This is a genomic window from Microbulbifer sp. VAAF005 (genome assembly GCF_030012985.1).
Lineage (GTDB): Bacteria > Pseudomonadota > Gammaproteobacteria > Pseudomonadales > Cellvibrionaceae > Microbulbifer.
Window position 1 is genome coordinate 2,836,130 of the sequence record NZ_CP120233.1, and the last position, 20,958, is coordinate 2,857,087.

Annotated in this window: 19 protein-coding genes and 2 pseudogenes; 9 read left to right on the forward strand and 12 right to left on the reverse strand. The window is 50.9% G+C overall.

The features are described from left to right. Positions 1–53: 53 nt before the first annotated feature. The 4 genes from P0078_RS12485 to pilG all read right to left on the reverse strand — a co-directional run bounded on the left by P0078_RS12485 (position 54) and on the right by pilG (position 3,905). Positions 54–2,195 carry a methyl-accepting chemotaxis protein gene (locus tag P0078_RS12485; RefSeq protein ID WP_282930304.1) on the reverse strand — a complete coding sequence of 714 codons (2,142 nt, stop codon included), beginning with the start codon at positions 2,193–2,195 and terminating at the stop codon, positions 54–56. A 160-nt stretch (positions 2,196–2,355) separates the two neighbouring features. Continuing rightward, positions 2,356–2,895, reverse strand: coding sequence for a chemotaxis protein CheW (locus P0078_RS12490; RefSeq protein ID WP_282930305.1), 540 nt, complete (start codon positions 2,893–2,895; stop codon positions 2,356–2,358). A 16-nt stretch (positions 2,896–2,911) separates the two neighbouring features. After that, complete coding sequence (pilH, locus tag P0078_RS12495; protein WP_108731421.1) at positions 2,912–3,274, reverse strand: twitching motility response regulator PilH; 363 nt, start codon at positions 3,272–3,274, stop codon at positions 2,912–2,914. A gap of 235 nt (positions 3,275–3,509) precedes the next feature. Continuing rightward, complete coding sequence (gene pilG, locus P0078_RS12500; RefSeq protein ID WP_020413651.1) at positions 3,510–3,905, reverse strand: twitching motility response regulator PilG; 396 nt, start codon at positions 3,903–3,905, stop codon at positions 3,510–3,512. A gap of 350 nt (positions 3,906–4,255) precedes the next feature. Here pilG and gshB point away from each other — a divergent pair. The 9 genes and pseudogenes from gshB (at position 4,256) to P0078_RS12545 (ending at position 12,869) form a co-directional block, all read left to right on the forward strand. Further along, positions 4,256–5,211 (forward strand): annotated as a pseudogene (gshB, locus tag P0078_RS12505) (glutathione synthase). Between the two features lie 92 nt (positions 5,212–5,303). Further along, positions 5,304–6,215, forward strand: a complete 912-nt coding sequence (locus tag P0078_RS12510; RefSeq protein WP_282930306.1) for an energy transducer TonB — start codon at positions 5,304–5,306, stop codon at positions 6,213–6,215. A gap of 34 nt (positions 6,216–6,249) precedes the next feature. Continuing rightward, positions 6,250–6,834, forward strand: coding sequence for a YqgE/AlgH family protein (locus P0078_RS12515; protein ID WP_282930307.1), 585 nt, complete (start codon positions 6,250–6,252; stop codon positions 6,832–6,834). Between the two features lie 20 nt (positions 6,835–6,854). Continuing rightward, positions 6,855–7,277, forward strand: coding sequence for a Holliday junction resolvase RuvX (gene ruvX / locus P0078_RS12520; protein ID WP_282930308.1), 423 nt, complete (start codon positions 6,855–6,857; stop codon positions 7,275–7,277). Between the two features lie 77 nt (positions 7,278–7,354). Continuing rightward, entirely contained in the window at positions 7,355–8,272 is a 918-nt protein-coding gene (gene hemC / locus P0078_RS12525; RefSeq protein WP_282930309.1) for a hydroxymethylbilane synthase, read from the forward strand. A 1-nt stretch (position 8,273) separates the two neighbouring features. Next, positions 8,274–9,056: a uroporphyrinogen-III synthase gene (locus P0078_RS12530; RefSeq protein ID WP_282930310.1), complete on the forward strand. Its 783-nt coding sequence runs from the start codon at positions 8,274–8,276 to the stop codon at positions 9,054–9,056. 120 nt (positions 9,057–9,176) lie between these two features. After that, positions 9,177–10,505 carry a uroporphyrinogen-III C-methyltransferase gene (locus P0078_RS12535; RefSeq protein ID WP_282930311.1) on the forward strand — a complete coding sequence of 443 codons (1,329 nt, stop codon included), beginning with the start codon at positions 9,177–9,179 and terminating at the stop codon, positions 10,503–10,505. Further along, positions 10,502–11,752, forward strand: coding sequence for a heme biosynthesis HemY N-terminal domain-containing protein (locus tag P0078_RS12540; RefSeq protein ID WP_282930312.1), 1,251 nt, complete (start codon positions 10,502–10,504; stop codon positions 11,750–11,752). The genes P0078_RS12535 and P0078_RS12540 overlap by 4 nt, the downstream gene beginning before the upstream one ends. Before the next feature lie 88 nt (positions 11,753–11,840). Then, the gene (locus tag P0078_RS12545; RefSeq protein WP_282930313.1) at positions 11,841–12,869 is read left to right on the forward strand and encodes an alpha/beta fold hydrolase; all 1,029 of its coding nucleotides are present in this window, start codon (positions 11,841–11,843) and stop codon (positions 12,867–12,869) included. Between the two features lie 196 nt (positions 12,870–13,065). Here the strand turns inward: P0078_RS12545 and P0078_RS12550 are convergent, their stop codons facing one another. The 8 genes and pseudogenes from P0078_RS12550 to rdgB all read right to left on the reverse strand — a co-directional run bounded on the left by P0078_RS12550 (position 13,066) and on the right by rdgB (position 20,873). Then, a complete protein-coding gene (locus P0078_RS12550) occupies positions 13,066–13,395 on the reverse strand; it encodes a hypothetical protein (protein WP_282930314.1) in 330 nt (109 codons plus the stop codon). A 307-nt stretch (positions 13,396–13,702) separates the two neighbouring features. Next, positions 13,703–14,206 carry a hypothetical protein gene (locus P0078_RS12555; RefSeq protein ID WP_282930315.1) on the reverse strand — a complete coding sequence of 168 codons (504 nt, stop codon included), beginning with the start codon at positions 14,204–14,206 and terminating at the stop codon, positions 13,703–13,705. A gap of 578 nt (positions 14,207–14,784) precedes the next feature. Beyond that, a pseudogene (gene ubiD / locus P0078_RS12560) lies at positions 14,785–16,250 on the reverse strand (4-hydroxy-3-polyprenylbenzoate decarboxylase). A 156-nt stretch (positions 16,251–16,406) separates the two neighbouring features. Further along, the gene (gene rbp, locus P0078_RS12565; protein WP_108731407.1) at positions 16,407–16,676 is read right to left on the reverse strand and encodes an RNA-binding regulator; all 270 of its coding nucleotides are present in this window, start codon (positions 16,674–16,676) and stop codon (positions 16,407–16,409) included. Between the two features lie 270 nt (positions 16,677–16,946). Continuing rightward, positions 16,947–18,206: a transcription termination factor Rho gene (rho, locus tag P0078_RS12570; protein WP_108731406.1), complete on the reverse strand. Its 1,260-nt coding sequence runs from the start codon at positions 18,204–18,206 to the stop codon at positions 16,947–16,949. A 365-nt stretch (positions 18,207–18,571) separates the two neighbouring features. Further along, complete coding sequence (trxA, locus tag P0078_RS12575) at positions 18,572–18,901, reverse strand: thioredoxin TrxA (protein ID WP_282930316.1); 330 nt, start codon at positions 18,899–18,901, stop codon at positions 18,572–18,574. Positions 18,902–19,048: 147 nt separating this feature from the next. Next, complete coding sequence (gene hemW, locus P0078_RS12580; RefSeq protein WP_282930317.1) at positions 19,049–20,263, reverse strand: radical SAM family heme chaperone HemW; 1,215 nt, start codon at positions 20,261–20,263, stop codon at positions 19,049–19,051. Beyond that, a complete protein-coding gene (gene rdgB, locus P0078_RS12585) occupies positions 20,256–20,873 on the reverse strand; it encodes an RdgB/HAM1 family non-canonical purine NTP pyrophosphatase (protein ID WP_282930318.1) in 618 nt (205 codons plus the stop codon). The genes hemW and rdgB overlap by 8 nt, the downstream gene beginning before the upstream one ends. Between the last annotated feature and the right edge of the window lie 85 nt (positions 20,874–20,958).

Sequence of the window (20,958 nt, forward strand, 5' to 3'; positions counted from 1 at the left end):
CGCCCCTTTTGCGCCCGGCCAACTTTCATAATGGCCGGGCATTATTGTGTGGGTTAGGCCAGGGCCCGGTCTTCGCGGGACTCCAATGAATGAGTATCTTCACCTTCAATAGCGAAAGTATCTGTATCCATTTCCGGCAACTCCACGTCATACAGCTCGCTGTTGCTTTCAACACTTTCCTCTTGCGGAAGTTTGAAACCGGCAACGGATTCGCGCAGTGCACTCGCGGTCTGCGCCAGGTTACCAATGGACTGGGCGGTAGCTTGGGTACCCGCAGAAGTCTGCGAGGTAATTTCCTGAATCACGTTCATCGTGTTGGAAATGTGGCCTGCAGACGAAGCCTGCTGACGAGCAGCGTTAGAAATGTTCTGAATCAACGATGCCAGGTTGTTGGATACACTTTCAATTTCTTCCAGTGCAACACCCGCATCCTGGGCCAGACGAGCTCCACGTACCACCTCACTGGTGGTTTGTTCCATGGAGATTACCGCCTCGTTGGTATCGGACTGAATCGCTTTTACCAGACCTTCGATCTGCTTGGTTGCAGCTGCAGAGCGCTCCGCAAGTCGCTGTACCTCATCCGCAACCACCGCGAAGCCCCGACCGGCATCACCGGCCATGCTCGCCTGGATCGCGGCATTCAATGCAAGAATGTTGGTCTGATCGGCAATGTCATTAATCAAACTTACGATATCGCCAATTTCCTGGGAGGATTCACCCAGGCGCTTAATTCGCTTGGAGGTATCCTGAATCTGCTCGCGGATGTTATCCATGCCTTTGATGGTGTTCTGTACCACCTTGGCGCCATTACTTGCGATATGTACCGAGCGCTCGGCTACCTGGGCAGATTCAGAGGCGTTGGCAGATACCTGGTCAATGGTGACCGCCATTTCGTTAACCGCAGCGGAAGCTCCGGCGATCTCCTGCGCCTGGTGTTCAGAGGCCTCGGCCAAGTGCAGTGCAGTCTGCTGGGTTTCCTGGGACAAGCCAGATACTTCCTGTGCAGCACCATTAATCCGCGATACCAGCACACGCAGCTGGTCAATAGTAAAGTTAATGGAGTCGGCAATCGCACCAGTAAAGGCTTCGGTTACCGTTGCAGAGGTGGTCAAGTCACCGTCGGCGAGGTCGGCCAGCTCGTCCAGCAGCTGCATAATCGCGTGCTGGTTACGCTCGTTGGTATCTTCCTCTTTTTTCAGGTTTCGGCGGGTACCGGAGAATGCCATCGCCATCATACCGAAGATCAACAATACGAAGACCAAAGCCAGTGCAGCAATGGTCAAGTTGTTGGGCTGGCGATCATCTGAAAGGTTTACGATTCGGTCATTCAGCGTACTCAATGCTTCGATCAGCTGGGGAGATGACGCGATAATGCCGTCAGAGGCCTGGCGGGTAGCAAACAGGGCCGGAGTTGCTTCGAAGATATCCCGTACGGAGGTACTTACGAAGCCGAACAGCTCAGTAATTTCATCCAGTGAGTGGCGAGCCTCTTCATCAGTAATACGGGAAATCCCCATCACCACATCGCCGCTCTTCATGCCGTCAACCACCTTACCGAAAAGACTGGCGTCGGTATTAAACTGGTCAGCGGCGGCTTCGGCATCATCACCACCTTGGAGCATTTTATCGATATTTCGACCAATACGCTCCGCACGCCATACCTGTAACTGGGCCTGTTCCACCTGATTTGCCGGGGCGTTGTTAGCCAGCAGAATTTCTACAATATTGTTGTGCTCCGCCTGCAGTTCAGGAAGCGAGTCACTCAGCGTTGAAGCGATATCGTTAAGAAATACGATGGTTTCCTGGTTGCCGATAATCGTGTCAACCTGCTCGCGCAAGCTGCGCCAAACCTGGTCGTAAGCAGACAGCTGCGCGCCCAGAGCACGGCGACTATTGTCGTCCATTCGCTGAAGCTGGTTCCAGGCAGTAGCCATTTCTTCGGTAACGTTTTCCAGTTCGGCGAAAGCCTCACTGTCACCCGCAGTAGCCGCCGGCGCATAGGAAACTACCTGATAGGAAAGGGCCCGCAACTCGGCAACTTGCTGCAGATATTGTTTATCCTGCTCGTCTCGAGTCTGTACCAAATAAATACTGACAATAAGCCCCGCCAGCGTGGCGAGTACCAGTAGACCTAATACCAGCGCGGCAGGATTACTGCGCAACGCGGAAAAGGAACTCTGGGAGCCTGGTTTCATAATTTACTCCTAGCGGGCCATTGCATTAGGCCGGTTTAATACCACTTTAGTTTTAACGCTTTAATGACAAGACCCCTCAGTCAGTGCTGCACATCCCTGCACTAATTGCGGGCCACCCGGTCGGCCACCCTCGGCTACCGGAAAGAAAGAACTGGATTAGTCAGCGTAAAGCTGCATCCATAAAACGCGCATCGTTGATCAGTGCCCGCATATCGAGAACGAGCCAACGTTGCTGCTGTAAAACAAACTGGCCGTGCACCATTGGCGCAAATGGTGCACTCAAATCTGTCGGTGCCTCACGGGCATACTCAAACGCCAAGTGCTGCATCCCAAACAATTTATCCACGATAAGCCCCACGTAGGTCTTATCCCTCTCGAGCACCAAGACACGACGTTGCTGGCGCGGACCTGAGAGGTAGCCACCATAAAAAGCAGCGAGATCAATAAGGGGAAGCAGGCGACCACGAACATTAGAGACGCCTTTTACCCAAGGCTGAGCGCCGGGGATAAAGGTGTGCTGTGGCACTTCGAGCAATTCCACAACGTCATCCATAGAGGCGACAAAGTGGTTATCCAGAAGAGAGAAACCGATACCGGTCCAGTAGGGTTTGATTTCCCGGCGGCCGGGCAGACCGGTGGCCTGCGCTTTGGCGCGCCGTGCAATATCAACCAGAGCTAAGTAAGGTGTTTGTGACTGCACTTTTCGCAGCTGGCTATTAGGCCAACACCTCCCCGATCGCATCCAGCAATTTACTCTCATCGACAGGTTTGGTCAGGTAAGCCCTGGCTCCCTGGCGCATACCCCAGACACGGTCTGTATCCTGATCTTTGGTAGTTACCATAATGATCGGAATTTCGCCGGTATTGCTGTCTTTACTCAATTGGCGGGTGGCCTGGAAACCGTTGAGACCCGGCATCACAATATCCATCAGGATTAGATCGGGGCGTTCGGCGCGGGCTACTTCAACTCCGCTTTCACCGTTGGGAGCGGTGATTACTGCGTGGCCATTTTTTTCAAGAATGGTTGTCAGCTTATGTGTTTCTGTAGGAGAGTCATCAACTATTAGTACTCTTGCCATCATTTCCCCCATGACATCTTTTCGGCAACAACTACTGCGCTCGGCGGTTTTTGTTGTGATTATCCTCGCTAGCATGTGCCGAAATGCACTATGACTACCGATAGTGTGGGTACAAAAATTAATCGGCCTGTAGCAACCGGAAAATCTGTACTCTAATTAAATTTTGGTACCGAGCTTGTGGGCACAATGCCCACAATGGAATCCGTTATCTATATTTTCTTTTTCTGTTAGCCGCTTATGCGGCATGGTGCGGCTTGGCATGAGCGGAAATAGCACCCAGCAGCTCGCTCTTACTAAAAGGTTTGGTCAGATATTGATCGCAACCAACAACACGCCCTTTTGCCTTATCGAACAAACCATCCTTACTCGACAGCATTACAACAGGGGTGGAGCGGAATTCGCTGTTATTTTTTATTAACGCACATGTTTGGTAGCCATCCAGGCGCGGCATCATAATATCGACAAAAATGACATCCGGACGGGAGTCCGCGATTTTTGCTAACGCATCAAAACCGTCTGTCGCGGTGACCACGGTACAGCCCGCCTTTTGCAGCAACGTCTCCGCAGTGCGGCGAATTGTCTTACTGTCGTCGATCACCATGACAGTCAGACTTTCCCAGTTAAGCTCCATAGTCTTTTTTGAATCCCCTGTTTACTTATTTTCGGGCACGCGAAAACTTTAGTTGCGCCCTTTTTTCAAACCGCTTGCGGGGTCCGGGCGCCTAGCCTGGCGAAGGTCGCACGCTGAGACGAACTTTTATCACAGAACCCCAGGCGAATCTAGCTGAGTCGACACACTGCAGGCGACACAGTTCAAATTATCACCACTTATGCATTCATTGGAGGTATTGCGTTAAGAAGGTTGCACCTTCGCAAAGCTGCTCTTACCTTATCTATCCAACAACGCTGGTAGCGGCCACAAATTTGGGAGCAAAACCAGTGATAACTGGGATAGAAATACCCAACGATTTGGAAACCCGTATGAATTATTCCCTCGGTGTGGTGATGGACCCCATCGCCCAGATCAATTTTAAAAAAGATACGACGCTTGCACTGTTACAAGCCGCACAAGATTGTGGTTTCCAGCTGTTTTATTTCGAGCAGAGCCATCTTTACCTGGAGAATGGGCGCGCAACTGGGCGCGGCTGCCCTATGCAGGTTTTTGACGATGCGAATCGTTGGTTTTCTCTGGGAGAGTCTAGAGAAATGCCACTCGGCGACCTGGATGTAATCCTGATGCGTGTCGACCCCCCTTTGATAATGAATATATTTATTCCACTTATATTCTCGAAGCCGCAGAGCGCGAAGGTGCAACGGTAGTCAACAAGCCCCAGGCACTACGCGACTGCAATGAGAAAATTTTTGCGACAAGTTTCCCCCAGTGTTGCCCACCGGTTCTAGTTAGCCGCGATATGACCAAACTGCGGGAATTCCACCAAACCCATCAAGATGTCATTTTCAAACCTTTAGATGGTATGGGCGGTGCAGGAATTTTCCACTGTAAACCTGACGGCGCCAACCTGGGAGCGATTCTGGAAATGCTCACCGATCACGGCCGCCAGCAAATTATGGCGCAACGCTACATCCCCGAAATCAAAGACGGGGATAAGCGTATCCTGGTCGTTAACGGTGAAGCAATTCCCTACTGCTTGGCGCGAATTCCGGAAGCGGGGGAAACTCGTGGCAACCTTGCAGCCGGCGGACGCGGTGAAGCACGTCCCCTCACCGATAGGGACCGCTGGATCGTTGAGCAAGTCGCTCCTACTTTGAAGGAAAAAGGTCTGTTATTTGTCGGGCTGGACGTTATTGGTGACTACCTAACAGAAATTAACATCACCAGTCCCACCTGTGTACGGGAAATCGATGCCGCTTACAATACAAACATCGCAGCTCGACTAATGAGCGGCATCACACACCTGTTGGCACAAAAAAGGTAAACTGGGTGTTTGATAACCCTCAGGGCGATTTACCACTGGGTACAAGGCTGTGTGATATACACGCCCGAATAAGTAGTAGTTGATAATAGATAATGAATTCCTCTGCCAACGCGACACAACTTCACGCAATACAACGTGATCGCTTTGTGTTCTCATTATTTCTTGCCGTCGCCCTGCACGTGCTAATTATCTTTAAGCTGGTTATTAACAAGCCGGAAGGGGCTCAGGCGCCGCCAACGCTTGAAGTAACACTTTCTCTGCAAAATTCCGCTCAAGCACCTGAGGATGCCTATTACTTGGCACAACACAACCAATTAGCCAGTGGTACTGCTGACTCTCCCAAAGAGTTATCCACTAAGCGCCGTGCAGAGTTTGCCGATACGCAAATTCATCGAGTAAACCCGTTACCCCAACAACAAGCTGCACGACCAGCTGAACAGCGACGCCTATTAGTTACCACAATTGGTGAAAGTCCGATTCAAGCTCCCGAACTTTCAGCGGAAGACAAGTTTTCTACGGAAAAACGCGGCGATGCTCCCAATGACCTGCCACTGAGTAACCCAAGAATAGCCAGCTTAGAGGCGCGCCTCGATAAAATTCGCCAGACTATTGCCGAGCGCCCCAGAGTTCGCAGGCTAACTTCTGTAGCTACCAGGGCTTCTGCAGATGCTGCATATTTACATGAGTGGCGCCAGAAAATAGAAGCTGTTGGCAACGATAACTTCCCGGAAGAAGCCCTGGAGAAACAAATTAGTGGCGAACTGCGAATGATGGTTAGACTACTTCCCACCGGAGCAGTCGAAAAAGTTGTTATCCTTCAATCTTCTGGTGAGCGTATTCTCGACGATGCGGCCCAACAAATTGTGCGACTGGCTGCACCTTTCGCCCCATTCCCAGCAGAGATAAAGAGCGAAGTGGACCGACTGGAAATCATCCGGACCTGGCAATTCGAAAGAACCGGGGGACTCACTACTTCTGCAGGGGATCTGCCCAGCCGAGGCTAAAATAGGCTTTCAACTGGCGGTTTATTAGTGATCTATGCCGAATTCGAATATTGATAGCGACCTGACTCACGGAAACCTGCGCGGCCAATTCCTTCTGGCCATGCCCGGCATGGAGGACCCGCGCTTCAAGCACGCTATCGCACTGATTGTTGAGCACAATAGCGACGGTGCCATGGGCATAGTGATCAATATGCCCAGTAAGGTGCACTGGCACGAGGTATTCGAGCAGCTGTCTCTGGAGGATCTCAGCTTGCGCGGTGACGAACCAGTTCTACTGGGCGGTCCCATGTCACCAGAGCAGGGATTTGTACTGCACGGCACCGGCATGCACTTCGACTCTACCACCGAAATCAATTCAGATATCAGCCTGACTGCCTCCAAGGACATCCTCGAATCCCTCGCCGCAGGACGCGGCCCTGACGATGTACTACTCGCCCTCGGCTACGCGGGCTGGGGGCCCGGTCAGTTGGAGCAGGAGCTGACAGAAAACGCCTGGCTGACACTGCCGGCAGAGCCCGAAACCCTATTCGCCACACCGGTCGAAAAACGCTGGCAAAGCGCCGCCGCCCGCCACGGCATCGATCTTTCCGGCCTCGGCTCCCAAGCTGGGCACGCCTAACAGAAAAATTACTGCCCCCTATGAATAAACCCGTCACAGCGCTAGCTTTTGACTTTGGAACCCGCTCGATTGGCGTAGCTTACGGCCAGAGCCTTACCGGTGGAGCACGGGAACTGGCCCCACTGCCCGCTAAAGATGGCAAGCCCAATTGGGACTCCGTCGAAGGCCTGATCAAAGAGTGGCAGCCCCACCTTTTACTGGTTGGCCTCCCCCTCAATATGGATGGCAGCGAAAGTGAATTTGGCGTGCGTGCGCGAAAATTCAGCCAGCGCCTGCACGGTCGCTATGGACTACCGGTAGAGCTGATCGACGAGCGTTTAAGCACTCGAGCCGCCAAGGAAGAGGCTAACGAACGCGGACATCGTGGCAACTACGCAAAAGACCCAGTGGACTCAATAGCCGCACGGATAATTCTCGAAGACTGGCTGCGCACCAGGGGCTAGCCCCTCGACTACAGAGAGCCTCACTGCATTGCGACTCTGTTAGAATGGCCGCTTCAACCAATAAGTGATTGAGCCGCATGTCTATAGATCGTATTCGCATTGCCACCCGACAGAGTGCTTTGGCTCTGTGGCAGGCCAACTATGTCAAAGACCGCCTGCAACAGGCGCATCCCGAACTTCTTATCGAGTTACTGCCCCTCACCAGCCGGGGTGACCAGGTTTTGGACATCCCACTAACCAAAGTGGGCGGCAAAGGCCTGTTCGTTAAAGAACTGGAAGTGGCGATGCTCGAAGGCCGTGCGGACATCGCAGTTCACTCGATGAAAGATGTCCCCATGGAATTCCCCGAAGGACTTCACCTACCGATTATTTGCGAGCGTGAAGACCCCCGCGATGCCTTTGTCAGTAATATTTATGACAGCCTTGATGACCTACCCCAGGGAGCAGTAGTCGGCACTTCCAGCTTGCGCCGACAGTGCCAATTACTTGCCCGTCGCCCGGACCTCAAAGTCACCTTTTTACGGGGCAATGTGAATACCCGACTGGCCAAGCTGGATGCCGGCGATTACGACGCAATCATCCTCGCTGCGGCCGGACTGCTGCGACTTGAGATGCCGGAACGCATCCGCAGCTTCCTGGCAACAGACATCCTGCTCCCCGCTGGTGGACAGGGCGCAGTGGGTATCGAGTCGCGCCGCGATAGCGAACTGGAAGCCTTGATCCAACCGCTCCACTGTCCGGAAACCGCAGCCCGACTCAGTGCGGAGCGCGCCCTGGTTAAGCGCCTCAACGGCGGCTGCCAAGTGCCTATCGGCTGCTACGCCGAGCTGGATGGTGACACCCTGTGGTTGCGCGGACTCGTTGGCAGTCCCGATGGCAAAACCATGATACATGCCAACAATCGTGGCCCTGCCGCTGAGGGAGAGCGCCTGGGTACTGAGCTCGCGGAACAGTTACTGGCCGATGGTGCCGATAAAATCCTCGCCGCTATCTGATATGAGCGATCTCACCTCCGACCTTCTGCAGGGCAAACGTATTCTCAGTACGCGGCCAACGCAGCAGGCTGATAACTGGTGTGCGCTACTGCGCAGCCTGGGGGCCCAGGTAGATAACATCCCCATGCTCGGCATAGAGCCAATTGAGGATCAAGCTGCCATACAGGCCTTAAAAAACTCAATCCTCGATTTCGATCAAACGGATGTCGCGATCTTTGTTTCCCAGAACGCCGTGCGCTACGGCGTAGACTGGCTTGAAGATTATTGGCCACAGTTTCCCCAGGGTCCTCGCTTTTTGGCGATCGGCGCAGCAACCGCAAGCGCCCTGGAAAAGCGCGGTATACCCAGCGAGCAAAGTGGCAATACGATGAACTCCGAGGAGCTGCTGCGCCTACCCTGTTTACAGCAGTTGGATGGGAAAAGAGTCCTTATTTTTCGCGGCTCCGGTGGCCGCCCTCTTATCGGCGACACCTTGAGTGATAGGGGTGCGCGAGTAACTTATTGCGAACTCTATCGGAGAGTGCTGCCACCGGAGGCTGCAACCTCCCTGGCTGAGTATAAATTCCAACCCGATATTATCAGTGTGCACAGCGGTGAAACACTCGATAACCTGGTTACCTGTATCCGCCAGATAAACCGCAATACACTCTTTGAAACCGCTCTTATCTGCCCGAGTATACGAGTTGCCAATCGGGCAAATGAGCTTGGTTTTGCCCGTTGCTATAGCGCGCTAAATGCCGGCGATAACGCTATGCTGGAAACACTGCGTAAAGCCCTCGGCTGATTTGCTATCGAATTCTCGACCGCTTTGCGCTAAAAATCTTAAAACGGCGTTTAGCCCGCTATTAAGGCTCGCGCCACTCGTTATAATCTGACGACATTTTCCACCTGCGCCGCCATACCCATGACCGATAAAAAAGATCAAAATATAGCCGCGACCAATGAGCCCCCGGAAAACACAAAGCCTGTAAAAGGCAAAAGTAATTTCGCCAAAGCCTCAGAGGAAAAAGCCTCTACTGGTAAAGCCAGCGGGGGTGCTGCGGCCAGTAGATCCAATGGGCTGTGGTGGTGGCTACTGTTCATCCTCATTTTGATTGCTGTGGCCTCACTGGCCTGGTTTAACTCTCCTCAGCTGCGCGAACACCTTGGCGCTTACCTCGACTATCTACCCGGAAAAACGGCAGCCCCGGAGAGCACCACCACTATTACCCCTGCAACGGAAGTGCCGGTTGCCGCTGAAAACACCACCCAAGCGCCGACCTCCAATATCACTTCGGAAACCCCAGCTGCTACCCCTGCCCCAACTGAACCCCAAACCCCCGATTATTCCGGGGAGTTCAATCAGCTGGAGCAGGCCGATGCCAATTTACGCAATCAACTGGAGCGACAAAATCGCACTATCGCCCAACTGCAGCAGCAACTGGCTTCCATGCAGCGCAGTGTCACCGCACAGGGAAACCGCTTGGGTCAGCTGGGAAATGTAAGCCGCGACGATTGGCAATTGGCTGAGGCAGATTATCTGTTGCGTCTAGCCAATCAGCGCCTGCTTCTCGAAGACGATAGTCGCGCTGCGCTGGGGCTGGTCGAGCGCGTGGACGAGATATTGCGCGATGTGGACTTACCGGATCTGTACGGGGTACGCCAACAGCTTGCCCGTGATATCACCTCACTGAAGCTGGTCCAAAACATCGATCGCCAGGGTTTATACCTCCGTCTCAGCGCCTTGGAAGAACAGCTAATCCGCACAAATATCCAACCACAATTCGATATGGCTTCGGCAGAACAACCCAGTGAAGAGCAGCCCACAATTGAGGAGAGTGCCCCCCTATGGAAGCGGGAGTGGCACAACTTCACCCGCTTCATGCGCGAATCGGTGCGCCCCATTGATGGAGACATCAACCCGGTAATGCTGTCCCCACAGAGTGAAGCTCGCTTTCGCCAGACTCTGCGCCTTTATATGGAGCAGGCCCAACTGGCATTGCTTCGCGGCGATACCACGGTTTACAGGGACGCTCTGGATAGTGCGCGGTCGCTACTACTCAGTTACGGCACTGCCAGTCCGCAGCGCGATGCACTGGCCCAACAACTGACGGACCTTAGCAAACAGCGCATCCAGGTCGAAATGCCCGATCTCAGCGCCTCCCAACTTGCCCTGCGCAATTTTATTGAGCGCTTACACAAAACATCCGGCACCGCCGCACCAACTGCCTCGCAACAGGAGGAGAACCAGTGAAAAAACTGTTCTTCACCGCACTGGTACTACTGCTGCTCGGCGCTTTTCTACCGGAGGCTATTAACAATTATCCCGGCTACCTGGTAATCGGTATTGGCGGTGAGCTGAATAAAGGCTACGAGATGAACCTCTGGTTCGCAATTTTCTCGCTGGCAGCAGCTCTAATTATCCTCTTCTTTGCCATTTGGCTGGCTCGCAGTATCTTTCGCGGATTCCGAGGTAGTGTCGACCGGCTGAGGTTTGGTCGCCAGCGTGTAGCGCGCCGACGCCTGACCAGCGGCTTGGTGGAATTTATGGAGGGCAACTGGTCCCGGGCACGCCGTCAGCTGCTGAAGAGCGCCCCTCGATCTGAAGCCCCGCTGATCAATTATTTGGCGGCAGCGCGCAGCGCCTTTGAGCTGGGCTTTCGTGAGGAAGCCAATGAATTACTCGCCAAAGCGGAGGCCTGTGGTGAAGATACCCGCCTCGCTGTAGCACTAAGCCAAGCTCGTATGCAGCTCCTGGATAAACATTACGAGCAGTGTATAGCCAGCCTGGAACGCGCCAAGCAGCTCGAGCCGAAACATCCTGCCCTGTTACAACTTCTCAAGCAGGCTTATTACCTTCTGGGTGACTGGAGCCGTCTTCGCGCATTACTGCCCGAATTGGAGAAACATGCGAACATGCCCGAAGCTGAGCTGCACCAGCTTGAACTCGAGGTGTATCAACATCAGCTGACCGAAGCAGCTAATCGCAAAGATATCGATAAATTACACGATACCTGGCAAAGCCTGAGTGGCCGCTGGCAACGCAACGAAGCCCTGCGCAGCCTCTACGCACAGCAACTGCATCGGATTGGTGAAGACACAGAGGCAGAGAAGCATTTGCGCTGGCTACTCAATCGAGCTTGGGACCCCAAGCTTGCCGAACTCTACGGCTGCCTGGTAGGCGCCGACCCTGCGGCACAAATATCTGCAGCTGAAGGCTGGCTGAAAGAGTATGGGGAAAGTGCTGCATTGCTAACCTGTCTCGGGCGCCTCTCAATGCGCAATGAACTTTGGGGCAAAGCTCAGCAATATTTTGAGAAAAGCCTATTGTTGCGCCAAGATCCCGCTACCTCCGCTGAACTGGCTCGCCTATTTCAATCCCTTGGGGAAAAAGATAAAGCAGCAAAACTCTATGAGGAAGGCTTGCTACAAGCAGTCAAGGACTTGCCCCAGTTGCCTATGCCCAGTCAAGGCACTCCCCTACTAGGCGCTCACGCCTGAATCATCTCCCCTGAAAGGCCGACGGGCCTTTCAGCCACTCCCCAATTGCGCCTATAGTGAACTCCCGTTTACCAATAAGGACACGGCTGTGACCCTCTTTGTGCACTACATAGTTGCCTTACTTTTTACCGCCAGTGTGTTTTTTACTGGCCATGCATCCGCTGAATATTCAGTAACGCCTCAAGATAAAGCCTTAACTGATTACGAATATCCCTATCCAGTTCATCACCTTCATTTCGCACAACAGGGGCAGCCACTGGCAATGGCCTTTATGGATGTACCGCCTGCAGAGGGTAAAAATGCAAGAGGAACGGTACTCCTGTTGCACGGTAAGAATTTTTCGGCGGCCTACTGGAAGGAGACTATCTCCCAACTCAGTCAGCTAGGGTACCGGGTTATAGCACCGGACCAGATCGGTTTCGGAAAATCCAGTAAACCGCTTACCCAATATACTTTTCAGGGGCTTAGCAACAATACCAAAGTTTTATTGGATAAATTGAAAATAAGAGAAGTTATGGTAGTTGGGCACTCTATGGGAGGTATGCTGGCTACCCGGTTTACCCTGATGTACCCGGAGCGAGTCAAAAAGCTAGCACTTGTAAACCCTATAGGCCTTGAAGACTGGAAGCGATGGGTTCCCTATGAACCTTTGGACAAAGCCATTGCTCGCGAGAAAAAACAAACTCCAGAATCTATCAAACGCTACATGAGTAAAGCCTACTTTTCTGAGCAGTGGCGCGAAGAATATAACCCGCTACTGGATATTCAAGCTGGCTGGACCCTGGGACCCGATGCGGCTCATATGGCAACCGTGGATGCCCTAACCTCCGAAATGGTATTCACTCAACCTGTACTTTATGAGTTTGCCAATATCAAGGTGCCCACCCTACTGATTATAGGTACCCGAGATCGAACAGCTATTGGCCGCGCCCGTGCGCCTAAAGCTGTACAAGGAAAATTAGGGCGTTACGATAAATTAGGCAAACGTGCAGCAGCAGAAATCCCCAAAGCCGAATTAGTCGAAATGGAAGGGGTTGGACATTTACCCCAATTCGAAGCCTTTCCAGCTTATATTGATGTTTTAAGTAAATTTCTTGCAGCTCCTATTGGAAAGTAGGACCTCCTGCCTGCCCAGTAGAAACCCAATCCAGGAAACACATCATTGGCACGGAGGCTGATGTGTAGAGCATCCATTTGCAGAAAGTTATAGCTTGCACGCAAGGAAACTATTAGTAATCAATGATAGTGCAAATGGCGATTTAACATTTAATAAGTTGCCGCTTGCAGACTTTCTACGAGAATTTATTTCGTTTTTAAACAGCCCAGGGCAATCCCACAAAGAGTAGCATGGCAAAATAAGTAATTATCCCTTGTAAAAGGGCAATTAGAATAGCCTTTAAAAAACCCGTACCAAGTACCAGCATATAGGCAATAGCAGCCAGGGGAATTGTCATTAAAATTCCAGCGCTATCCGTCACACCCGGCAACATGCCGCCAACAATTCTTTGAATAATTAGGGCCAACAGCAAAGCGAAAAGACAATAAAATACACCCGTATTTTTCGCCCCCAACATGGCAGCTGCCAACTTCAGAGGCAGAACAAGAACTGCCACCATAATAATTACAAAAATAATTAATTCCATTTGTTACCTCTCCATTTAATTTTAGTTATTTACTCACTTCCAACTTCTACCGTTTCCCAACCCCAGGAATTAGATATCCACTTGTTTTCAATGCAGCATGTCGCCATAAGCAAAAACACAACCCGGACATAGCGCGCACTGTCACCCCATGCCAATAAGCTGGCAACAGCATGCAAATTCAGTCGCGAATCATACTTATATAAACCAAAACCACAATAAAGTTCACAAATAAAAAAGCTGGCGCGAATTTCGCTCCAGCTTTGAGAAATAATACATCTAAACTATCAGTTAATAACGATTTGGCAGCTTATTTACGTATCAGGGTCAGGGATGAGGGTAACTGCTCCCCGTTCTTCAAGTAAGTCTCTTCCCGCTGTAACTTGCCGTTACCTAACCAGGTCAAAGTGAGACTATCCAGACGACTCTTACTGTCCAAAGTAAAATTAGTTACATCCTTGAAAGAGAATGCCAAACTATTTTCAGCACTATTTTTTTGCCAACTTAGCCTGGGCTGATTACCCTGGGGACAATAGTGCGCCACTATTAAATTATCATTATCCAAGTGGTAGACCGTCAGGGAATGTTGGCGCCCGTTATAGAGCCAACTTTCCAGTACTACACTTCCCCCAGCTGTATCGGAAAAACTAATAACAAAATCGTCATTTTTTGCCCCTTCCTCTCTCCACTCTCCAGCTAGCCCTTTGATCTTTTCAAAAATTGCCTCTGCACCATTACCCTGGCTGGCAATTACAGGCTGAAATATTGCTATACCAAAAAATAGAACTACTAGTTTTGATAAATTTCCTATCATATTCCCGTCCAACCTTAGAAAAATACACAACAAGCCCCCTCAAAATAGAAATTTCAAGAGTGGTCATCCCACAGTTGTTTTTTTATATTTTCATGAGACGAATAGCAATACGCTTCATCGCATTGGCCGAGTTAATATCCATATCTCTGTTCATCAAGAATATTAATTATATTTAATTTCCAATTCAAAAATAAATGGCGACAAATACGCTCGAATTAGCCCCCACACTTTTATTCTGGCAATGGCTATTCAAGGTATGGCTGCATACCAAATAACTACAGATATAAACTCTTCGATATTATTATTTCCAGTATTTTATTCCTGCTCACTTGGTACTAATACCAAAATACGAAAACAACTATCTCTATCAGGCGTACTAAATAAATTCTCCTCATTAAAGCATTCCTTATAGTTAATTCAGAGCCACGGTCGACCCCATACCTAACTGCGACGCCAGCAATAAAAATTATATATGTAGAGAAAGAGGAAAAATAAAGAGTGACCGCTAAGCGGTCACTGTACTGAGCGCCATCAGAGGCGCTTATTCGGACGGGGGTGCTGAGAATATAACGCCGTGCTTATTCGAGGCCCAATTTAGACCATATTTCATCAACCTTTTTAACCACATTCGGGTCGCGCTCAATAGGTACACCCCACTCACGACTAGTTTCACCTTCCCATTTATTAGTCGCATCAAAACCTATTTTTGAGCCTAAACCGGAGACCGGTGAAGCAAAATCTAAATAATCAATCGGAGTATTTTCTACCATCACCGTATCCCGCGCCGGGTCCATACGTGTGGTCATCGCCCAGATTACATCTTTCCAATCCCTGGCATTGACGTCTTCATCAGCGACAATAACAAATTTGGTGTACATAAATTGACGCAGGAACGACCAGACACCCATCATTACCCGCTTGGCGTGACCTGCATACTGCTTCTTCATGGTGACCACGGCGAGACGGTAAGAGCATCCCTCCGGCGGCAAATAGAAATCGACAATTTCAGGAAATTGCTTTTGTAGGATTGGCACAAAAACCTCGTTTAAAGCCTCGCCTAAAATCGCAGGTTCATCCGGTGGGCGCCCGGTATAGGTGCTGTGGTAAATGGGGTTTTTCCGGTGCGTAATCTTCTCTACCGTAAATACAGGGAAACTGTCCACTTCGTTGTAGTAACCGGTGTGGTCCCCATAGGGCCCCTCGTCAGCCATATCATCGGGATAGATAAAGCCTTCCAGAACATATTCGGCACTGGCAGGCACCTGAAGATCACTGAGTAAGGCATCGGTCACTTCTGTCTTATCCCCCCGCAGCAGGCCGGCAAAGGCATACTCAGACAAAGTATCCGGCACTGGGGTAACGGCCCCCAGAATTGTGGCGGGATCGGCACCCAGGGCAACAGCTACCGGATAGGGTTCACCGGGATGCTTCTTACACCAGTCCCGATAATCCAGCGCCCCCCGCGATGACTGAGCCAGCGCATAATCAAGCGGTTCTTTCCGATTAATTGCATCCGGTATATGCCCAGGTTTTGCCGTTTCTTCTCAGGCCCTCGGGTAATTACTAAGGGCCAAGTGACCAGCGGAGCGGCATCTCCCGGCCAGCAAGTTTGGATTGGCATCTGATGCAGATCAACCTGATCCTTCTCAAGGACTATCTGTTGGCAAACTGCACCCTTTACGACTTTTGGCCCCATATTCAGGACCTGCTTAAAGACCGGCAACTTCTCCCAGGCATCGCGGAGATTTTCCGGTGGCTGCGGCTCCTTGAGAAAAGCCAGCAGTTCTCCCACTTCACGCAGTTCGGCAACACTCTCTCTTCCCATCCCCAGGGCGACTCGCTCTGGTGTTCCGAAAAGATTGGCAAGAACTGGGGTCTCAAAGCCTACCGGGTTCTCAAACAACAATGCAGGCCCCTCAGCTCGCAATACGCGATCGGAAATTTCTGTCATTTCCAAAATGGGGTCAACAGGGTGCTTGATTCGTTTTAGTAGGCCGCGCTTTTCCAGCAACTTAATAAAGTCGCGTAGATCTTTATATTTCATGGGCTAACAAGGCGTGACTATAAACCAGAGCGCAGTGTAAAACAGAAGGCGCAGGATGGGTAACAACACACCAATTGGAATGAAGAGAGAGGCGGGAGGGAGTCGCGGCTCGCAAGCCTAGGCTGCGAGCCGCGGAAATAATAAGCTTTTTACAGCTTAGAAGCGGGGGCGACGCGGACGATCTTCGCGAGGCTTAGCTTCGTTAACGCGGATGTTACGGCCAGACATAGGCTGGTCGTTCATCTCTTCGATAGCTTTGCGTGCTTCATCGTCGTTAGGCATTTCTACGAAACCGAAGCCTTTAGAGCGGCCAGTCTCACGGTCGGTGATAACAGTAGCCCGAGAGATCTCTCCGAATGCACCGAAAGCTTCGTGCAGGTCGTCAGAGGTTACCGCGTAGGCCAGATTTCCAATATAGATATTCACAAAAGGTTCTCACTAGGTGTGTGGGCTGTCGTGCAGTCACAAATGGATAACCAGCTCCACCAGATTAACCATTTGAGATTGGCCCTTTCGGAGAAACTCCTGGGCCAATTCAGTAAGGCGCGTTGCCTAAAATCCATATCAAGCGCCACAATGTGGAACTTTATATGCCTAATGGCTCGCCTTTTCAACAGTAATAGACGTAATTAACCGCCTTATTCTGCTTTAAGTAAATAAAGAGCGCCTTTATAGACGCTACTTTATATACAACAATTATTTCCGTTTCATGGATAGGAAGAATTCATCATTTGTCTTGAAATCTTTCAATTTATCCACTAGGAATTCAGTCGATGCCACATCTTCCATATCGTGTAACAGCTTACGTAAAATCCACACTCGCTGCAGCTCGCCCTCTGGCATTAACAGCTCTTCCCGGCGAGTGCCAGATCTGCGCACATTAATGGCCGGATATACGCGTTTTTCAGCAATCTTGCGATCCAGCTGCAATTCCATATTACCGGTACCTTTAAATTCCTCGAAAATCACTTCGTCCATTTTCGAGCCGGTATCGATAAGTGCAGTAGCAATAATAGACAGACTTCCGCCTTCTTCAATATTTCGCGCTGCCCCAAAGAAGCGCTTCGGGCGCTCTAAGGCGTGAGCATCAACACCACCGGTTAATACTTTACCGGAGCTAGGAACTGTTGTGTTGTAAGCGCGAGCCAGGCGGGTGATAGAGTCGAGCAAGATAACCACATCTTTCTTGTGCTCAACCAGGCGCTTGGCTTTTTCAATTACCATTTCCGCAACTTGTACGTGACGTGCCGGCGGCTCATCAAAAGTAGAGGCAACAACTTCACCGCGCACGGAGCGCTGCATTTCTGTCACTTCCTCAGGACGCTCGTCAATCAGCAGTACGATCAAATGGCACTCTGGATTATTGCGCGTAATGGCCTGTGCCATATTTTGCAACATAATCGTTTTACCGGCCTTCGGCGGCGCAACAATCAAGCCGCGCTGACCTTTCCCGATTGGAGCTACAAGATCAATAATACGACCAATCAGGTCTTCGGAGGAGCCGTTTCCGCACTCGAGGGTGAGGCGATCGTTGGGGAATAGAGGAGTGAGGTTTTCGAAAAGAATTTTGTTACGTGCGTTTTCCGGTTTGTCAAAATTAATTTCGTTAACTTTTAATAAGGCAAAATATCTTTCACCTTCTTTCGGTGGGCGAATCTTTCCGGAAATTGAGTCACCCGTACGTAAATTAAATCGGCGAATCTGACTTGGAGATACATATATATCATCCGGTCCCGCAAGATAAGAGGAGTCAGCAGAACGCAAAAATCCAAAACCATCTTGAAGGATTTCTAATACGCCGTCGCCATAAATATCTTCACCGCTTTTGGCGTGGCGCTTGAGGATATTGAAAATAATATCCTGCTTGCGCGAACGGGCCAGGTTTTCAAGGCCCATGCCTTTGGCTATTTCAATCAACTCTTCAATGGGTTTGGTTTTTAATTCGGAGAGATTCATACCAATTGCTTATTAATGTTTCTGTTGTCATATGGCGCGGACACGCCTGAAATTTTGAGGAGGGGTTTGATATTAGAGATTAGCTCGTTTATTTACCCGATACACCTAGGTACCTTTTCCTACCAAGAACACAGTACTCAGTAAACTTTTGCTCTCCATAATCAATTTATGGAGCATTATCAGAACAAGTTCAACTCGAGGAGTATACGCGCCGGGGATGGTCAGGGACCCTGTGGAGGGGCGTTTTGTCAGCTCGTCTCATTTAATTCAAGACCGCTGAACTATTTCAGAATTACAGCCAGTATAACGGGTGTTTCCAATCCTGCAAAGAAATTTACCCCCTTTGCAGGATGGAAACGACAGTCTTACAGCTGACCGTCGATAAACTCAGTCAGTTGCGCGCGGGACAGTGCGCCGACTTTAGTACCTTCGACATTGCCGCCTTTGAACAGCAGCAGCGTGGGGATACCACGGACATTGTATTTGGCCGGGCTCTCTTTATTCGCATCAACGTCTACTTTTACGATCTTCAACTTATCGCCGTAGTGGCCTGCCAGGTCTTCCAGCACTGGAGCGATCATCTTGCACGGACCGCACCACTGTGCCCAAAAATCTACCAACACCGGGCCTTCAGCTTTGAGAACTTCTGCTTCGAATTCAGCGTCAGATACGTTGACGATTGAGTGCTCGCTCATATTGCATTCCTGTTCTTTAGTTACTCGATGCGTGGGCACCGCCGACGCATCTTCTCACGGTCACAGCAGTGGTTATACAGCTGCGATGCACCATTGCCCTCAAAATTGGGGCGCAAAATGGGATTTCAAGTCTTTCCTGCCACAGACTTACGCCTGCTCCAGGAAGCGCTGCAAAATCTCATCGATATAGTCAAAGCCAAAAGCCGTGGCAGCAATCCGCTTATCGAGACACTCTACAAGCTCCATTGCCATCAGGGTAGGCCATTGTTTTTGCAACTCGGACATCGGCAGCCCGGTGTAGCGGGTAAAAGTATCACTGGGAACACCATCCGCCAGGCGAAGGGCATTCATAAGAAACTCCAGTGGCAAATCCTCATTCTCAACCCTGTCAGTATGGGGTTCAGACAAGGCACTGTGCAGCAGCTCGGGCTGTTGCCTGGCGATAGACAAGTAGTCCCTTGGAGTACGTGTGCGACGACTGCGCAGAATTTGCCCAGTTTCAGCTAGGGTTACCTTGCCATGAGCACCGGCACCAATCCCCAGATAATCTCCGAATGACCAATAATTAATATTATGACGGGACTCAAGTTCGGGTTTGCTATAAGCCGACACCTCGTAACGACGATAGCCCTCGGACGCCAGTAGTTCGCGTCCGCTGCCCTGCATACTGGCGATCAGCTGGGAGCCGGGGGTGACTGGTGGCGCACTGTAGAATGCGGTATTTGGCTCAATCGTTAATTGGTACCAGGAAATATGCTCTGGAGACAAGGAAATTGCCCGGCGCAAATCGCCAAGGGCTTCCACCTCGGTCTGATTGGGCAATCCGTGCATCAGGTCGAGGTTAATATTGTCAAAGCCCGCGCGACGCGCCATCGCCAGGGCACCTTCGGCCTCTTCTCCACTGTGAATACGTCCCAACTGTTGTAGCTGATTGGAGTCGAAGCTTTGCACTCCAATAGAAAGACGATTAACTCCAGCAGATCGATAGCCCGTGAACTTGGCTTGTTCAAAAGTGCCGGGGTTGGCCTCCAGGGTTATCTCGACCCCCTCAGCAAAACCCACCACCTGCTCAGCAGCCTCCAGGATCTGCCCAATTGCTTGGGGGGAGAACAGGCTCGGCGTTCCGCCACCAAAAAAGATGGACTGCAATTTTCGCCCCTGCACCCAAGGCAACTGGCTGATCAGGTCCTGGCGCAACTGCGCCACATACTCGGATTCCGGCAGGGCGTAGTCGGAATTAGCCCGGTCTCTATCAGCCTGGTGGGAGTTGAAATCACAGTAGGGACATTTGCGCACACACCAGGGGATATGGATATACAGGCTCAGCGGCGGCAGCTGTAATTCAGCAATCTGATCAGGCAAGGTCGGCACCCTGCATATTTTGCTGCCATAAAAGCTCAAATTGAGACATAGCCTGGGCTCTGTGGCTCAGTCGATTCTTCAAATCTCTCGGCAGTTCAGCGGAAGTCATTCCCTCAGATTCAACAAAGAACAGCGGGTCATAACCAAAACCCTGCTCTCCCGCCGGCTCCCGCAAAATTGTCCCGCTCCATTTTGCACTAGATACCAAAGGCACCGGGTCATCCCATTGCCGCACAAAAGCCAGCGCGCAATGGAAACTGGCAGTGCGATGCTTAGATTCAACATCCACCATGGCCTCCAATAACTTCGCATTGTTTTTTTCATCAGTCGCCCCGGTACCTGAGTAGCGTGCAGAGTAAATTCCCGGCGCACCACTCAATGCATCTACCGACAGCCCGGAGTCATCGGCTAATGCCGGCAGGCCACTGATACGGCTGGCGTGGCGGGCCTTAATCAAAGCATTCTCAATAAAGCTCAATCCGGTCTCATCAGCGTCACTTACCCCAAAGTCAGACTGAGGAAGAACCTGTATATCCCATGAGGCGAACAGCTGTGAAAATTCGCGAAGTTTGCCGGCATTACCGCTGGCAAGAACAATTTTATTTACCATATTGCTTCAAACAAAAAGCGGGCCTCGGCCCGCGGTGAATCTTAAAGAAGGGGTTTCGACCAGCTCTCAGCTAGCGGAACCTTGG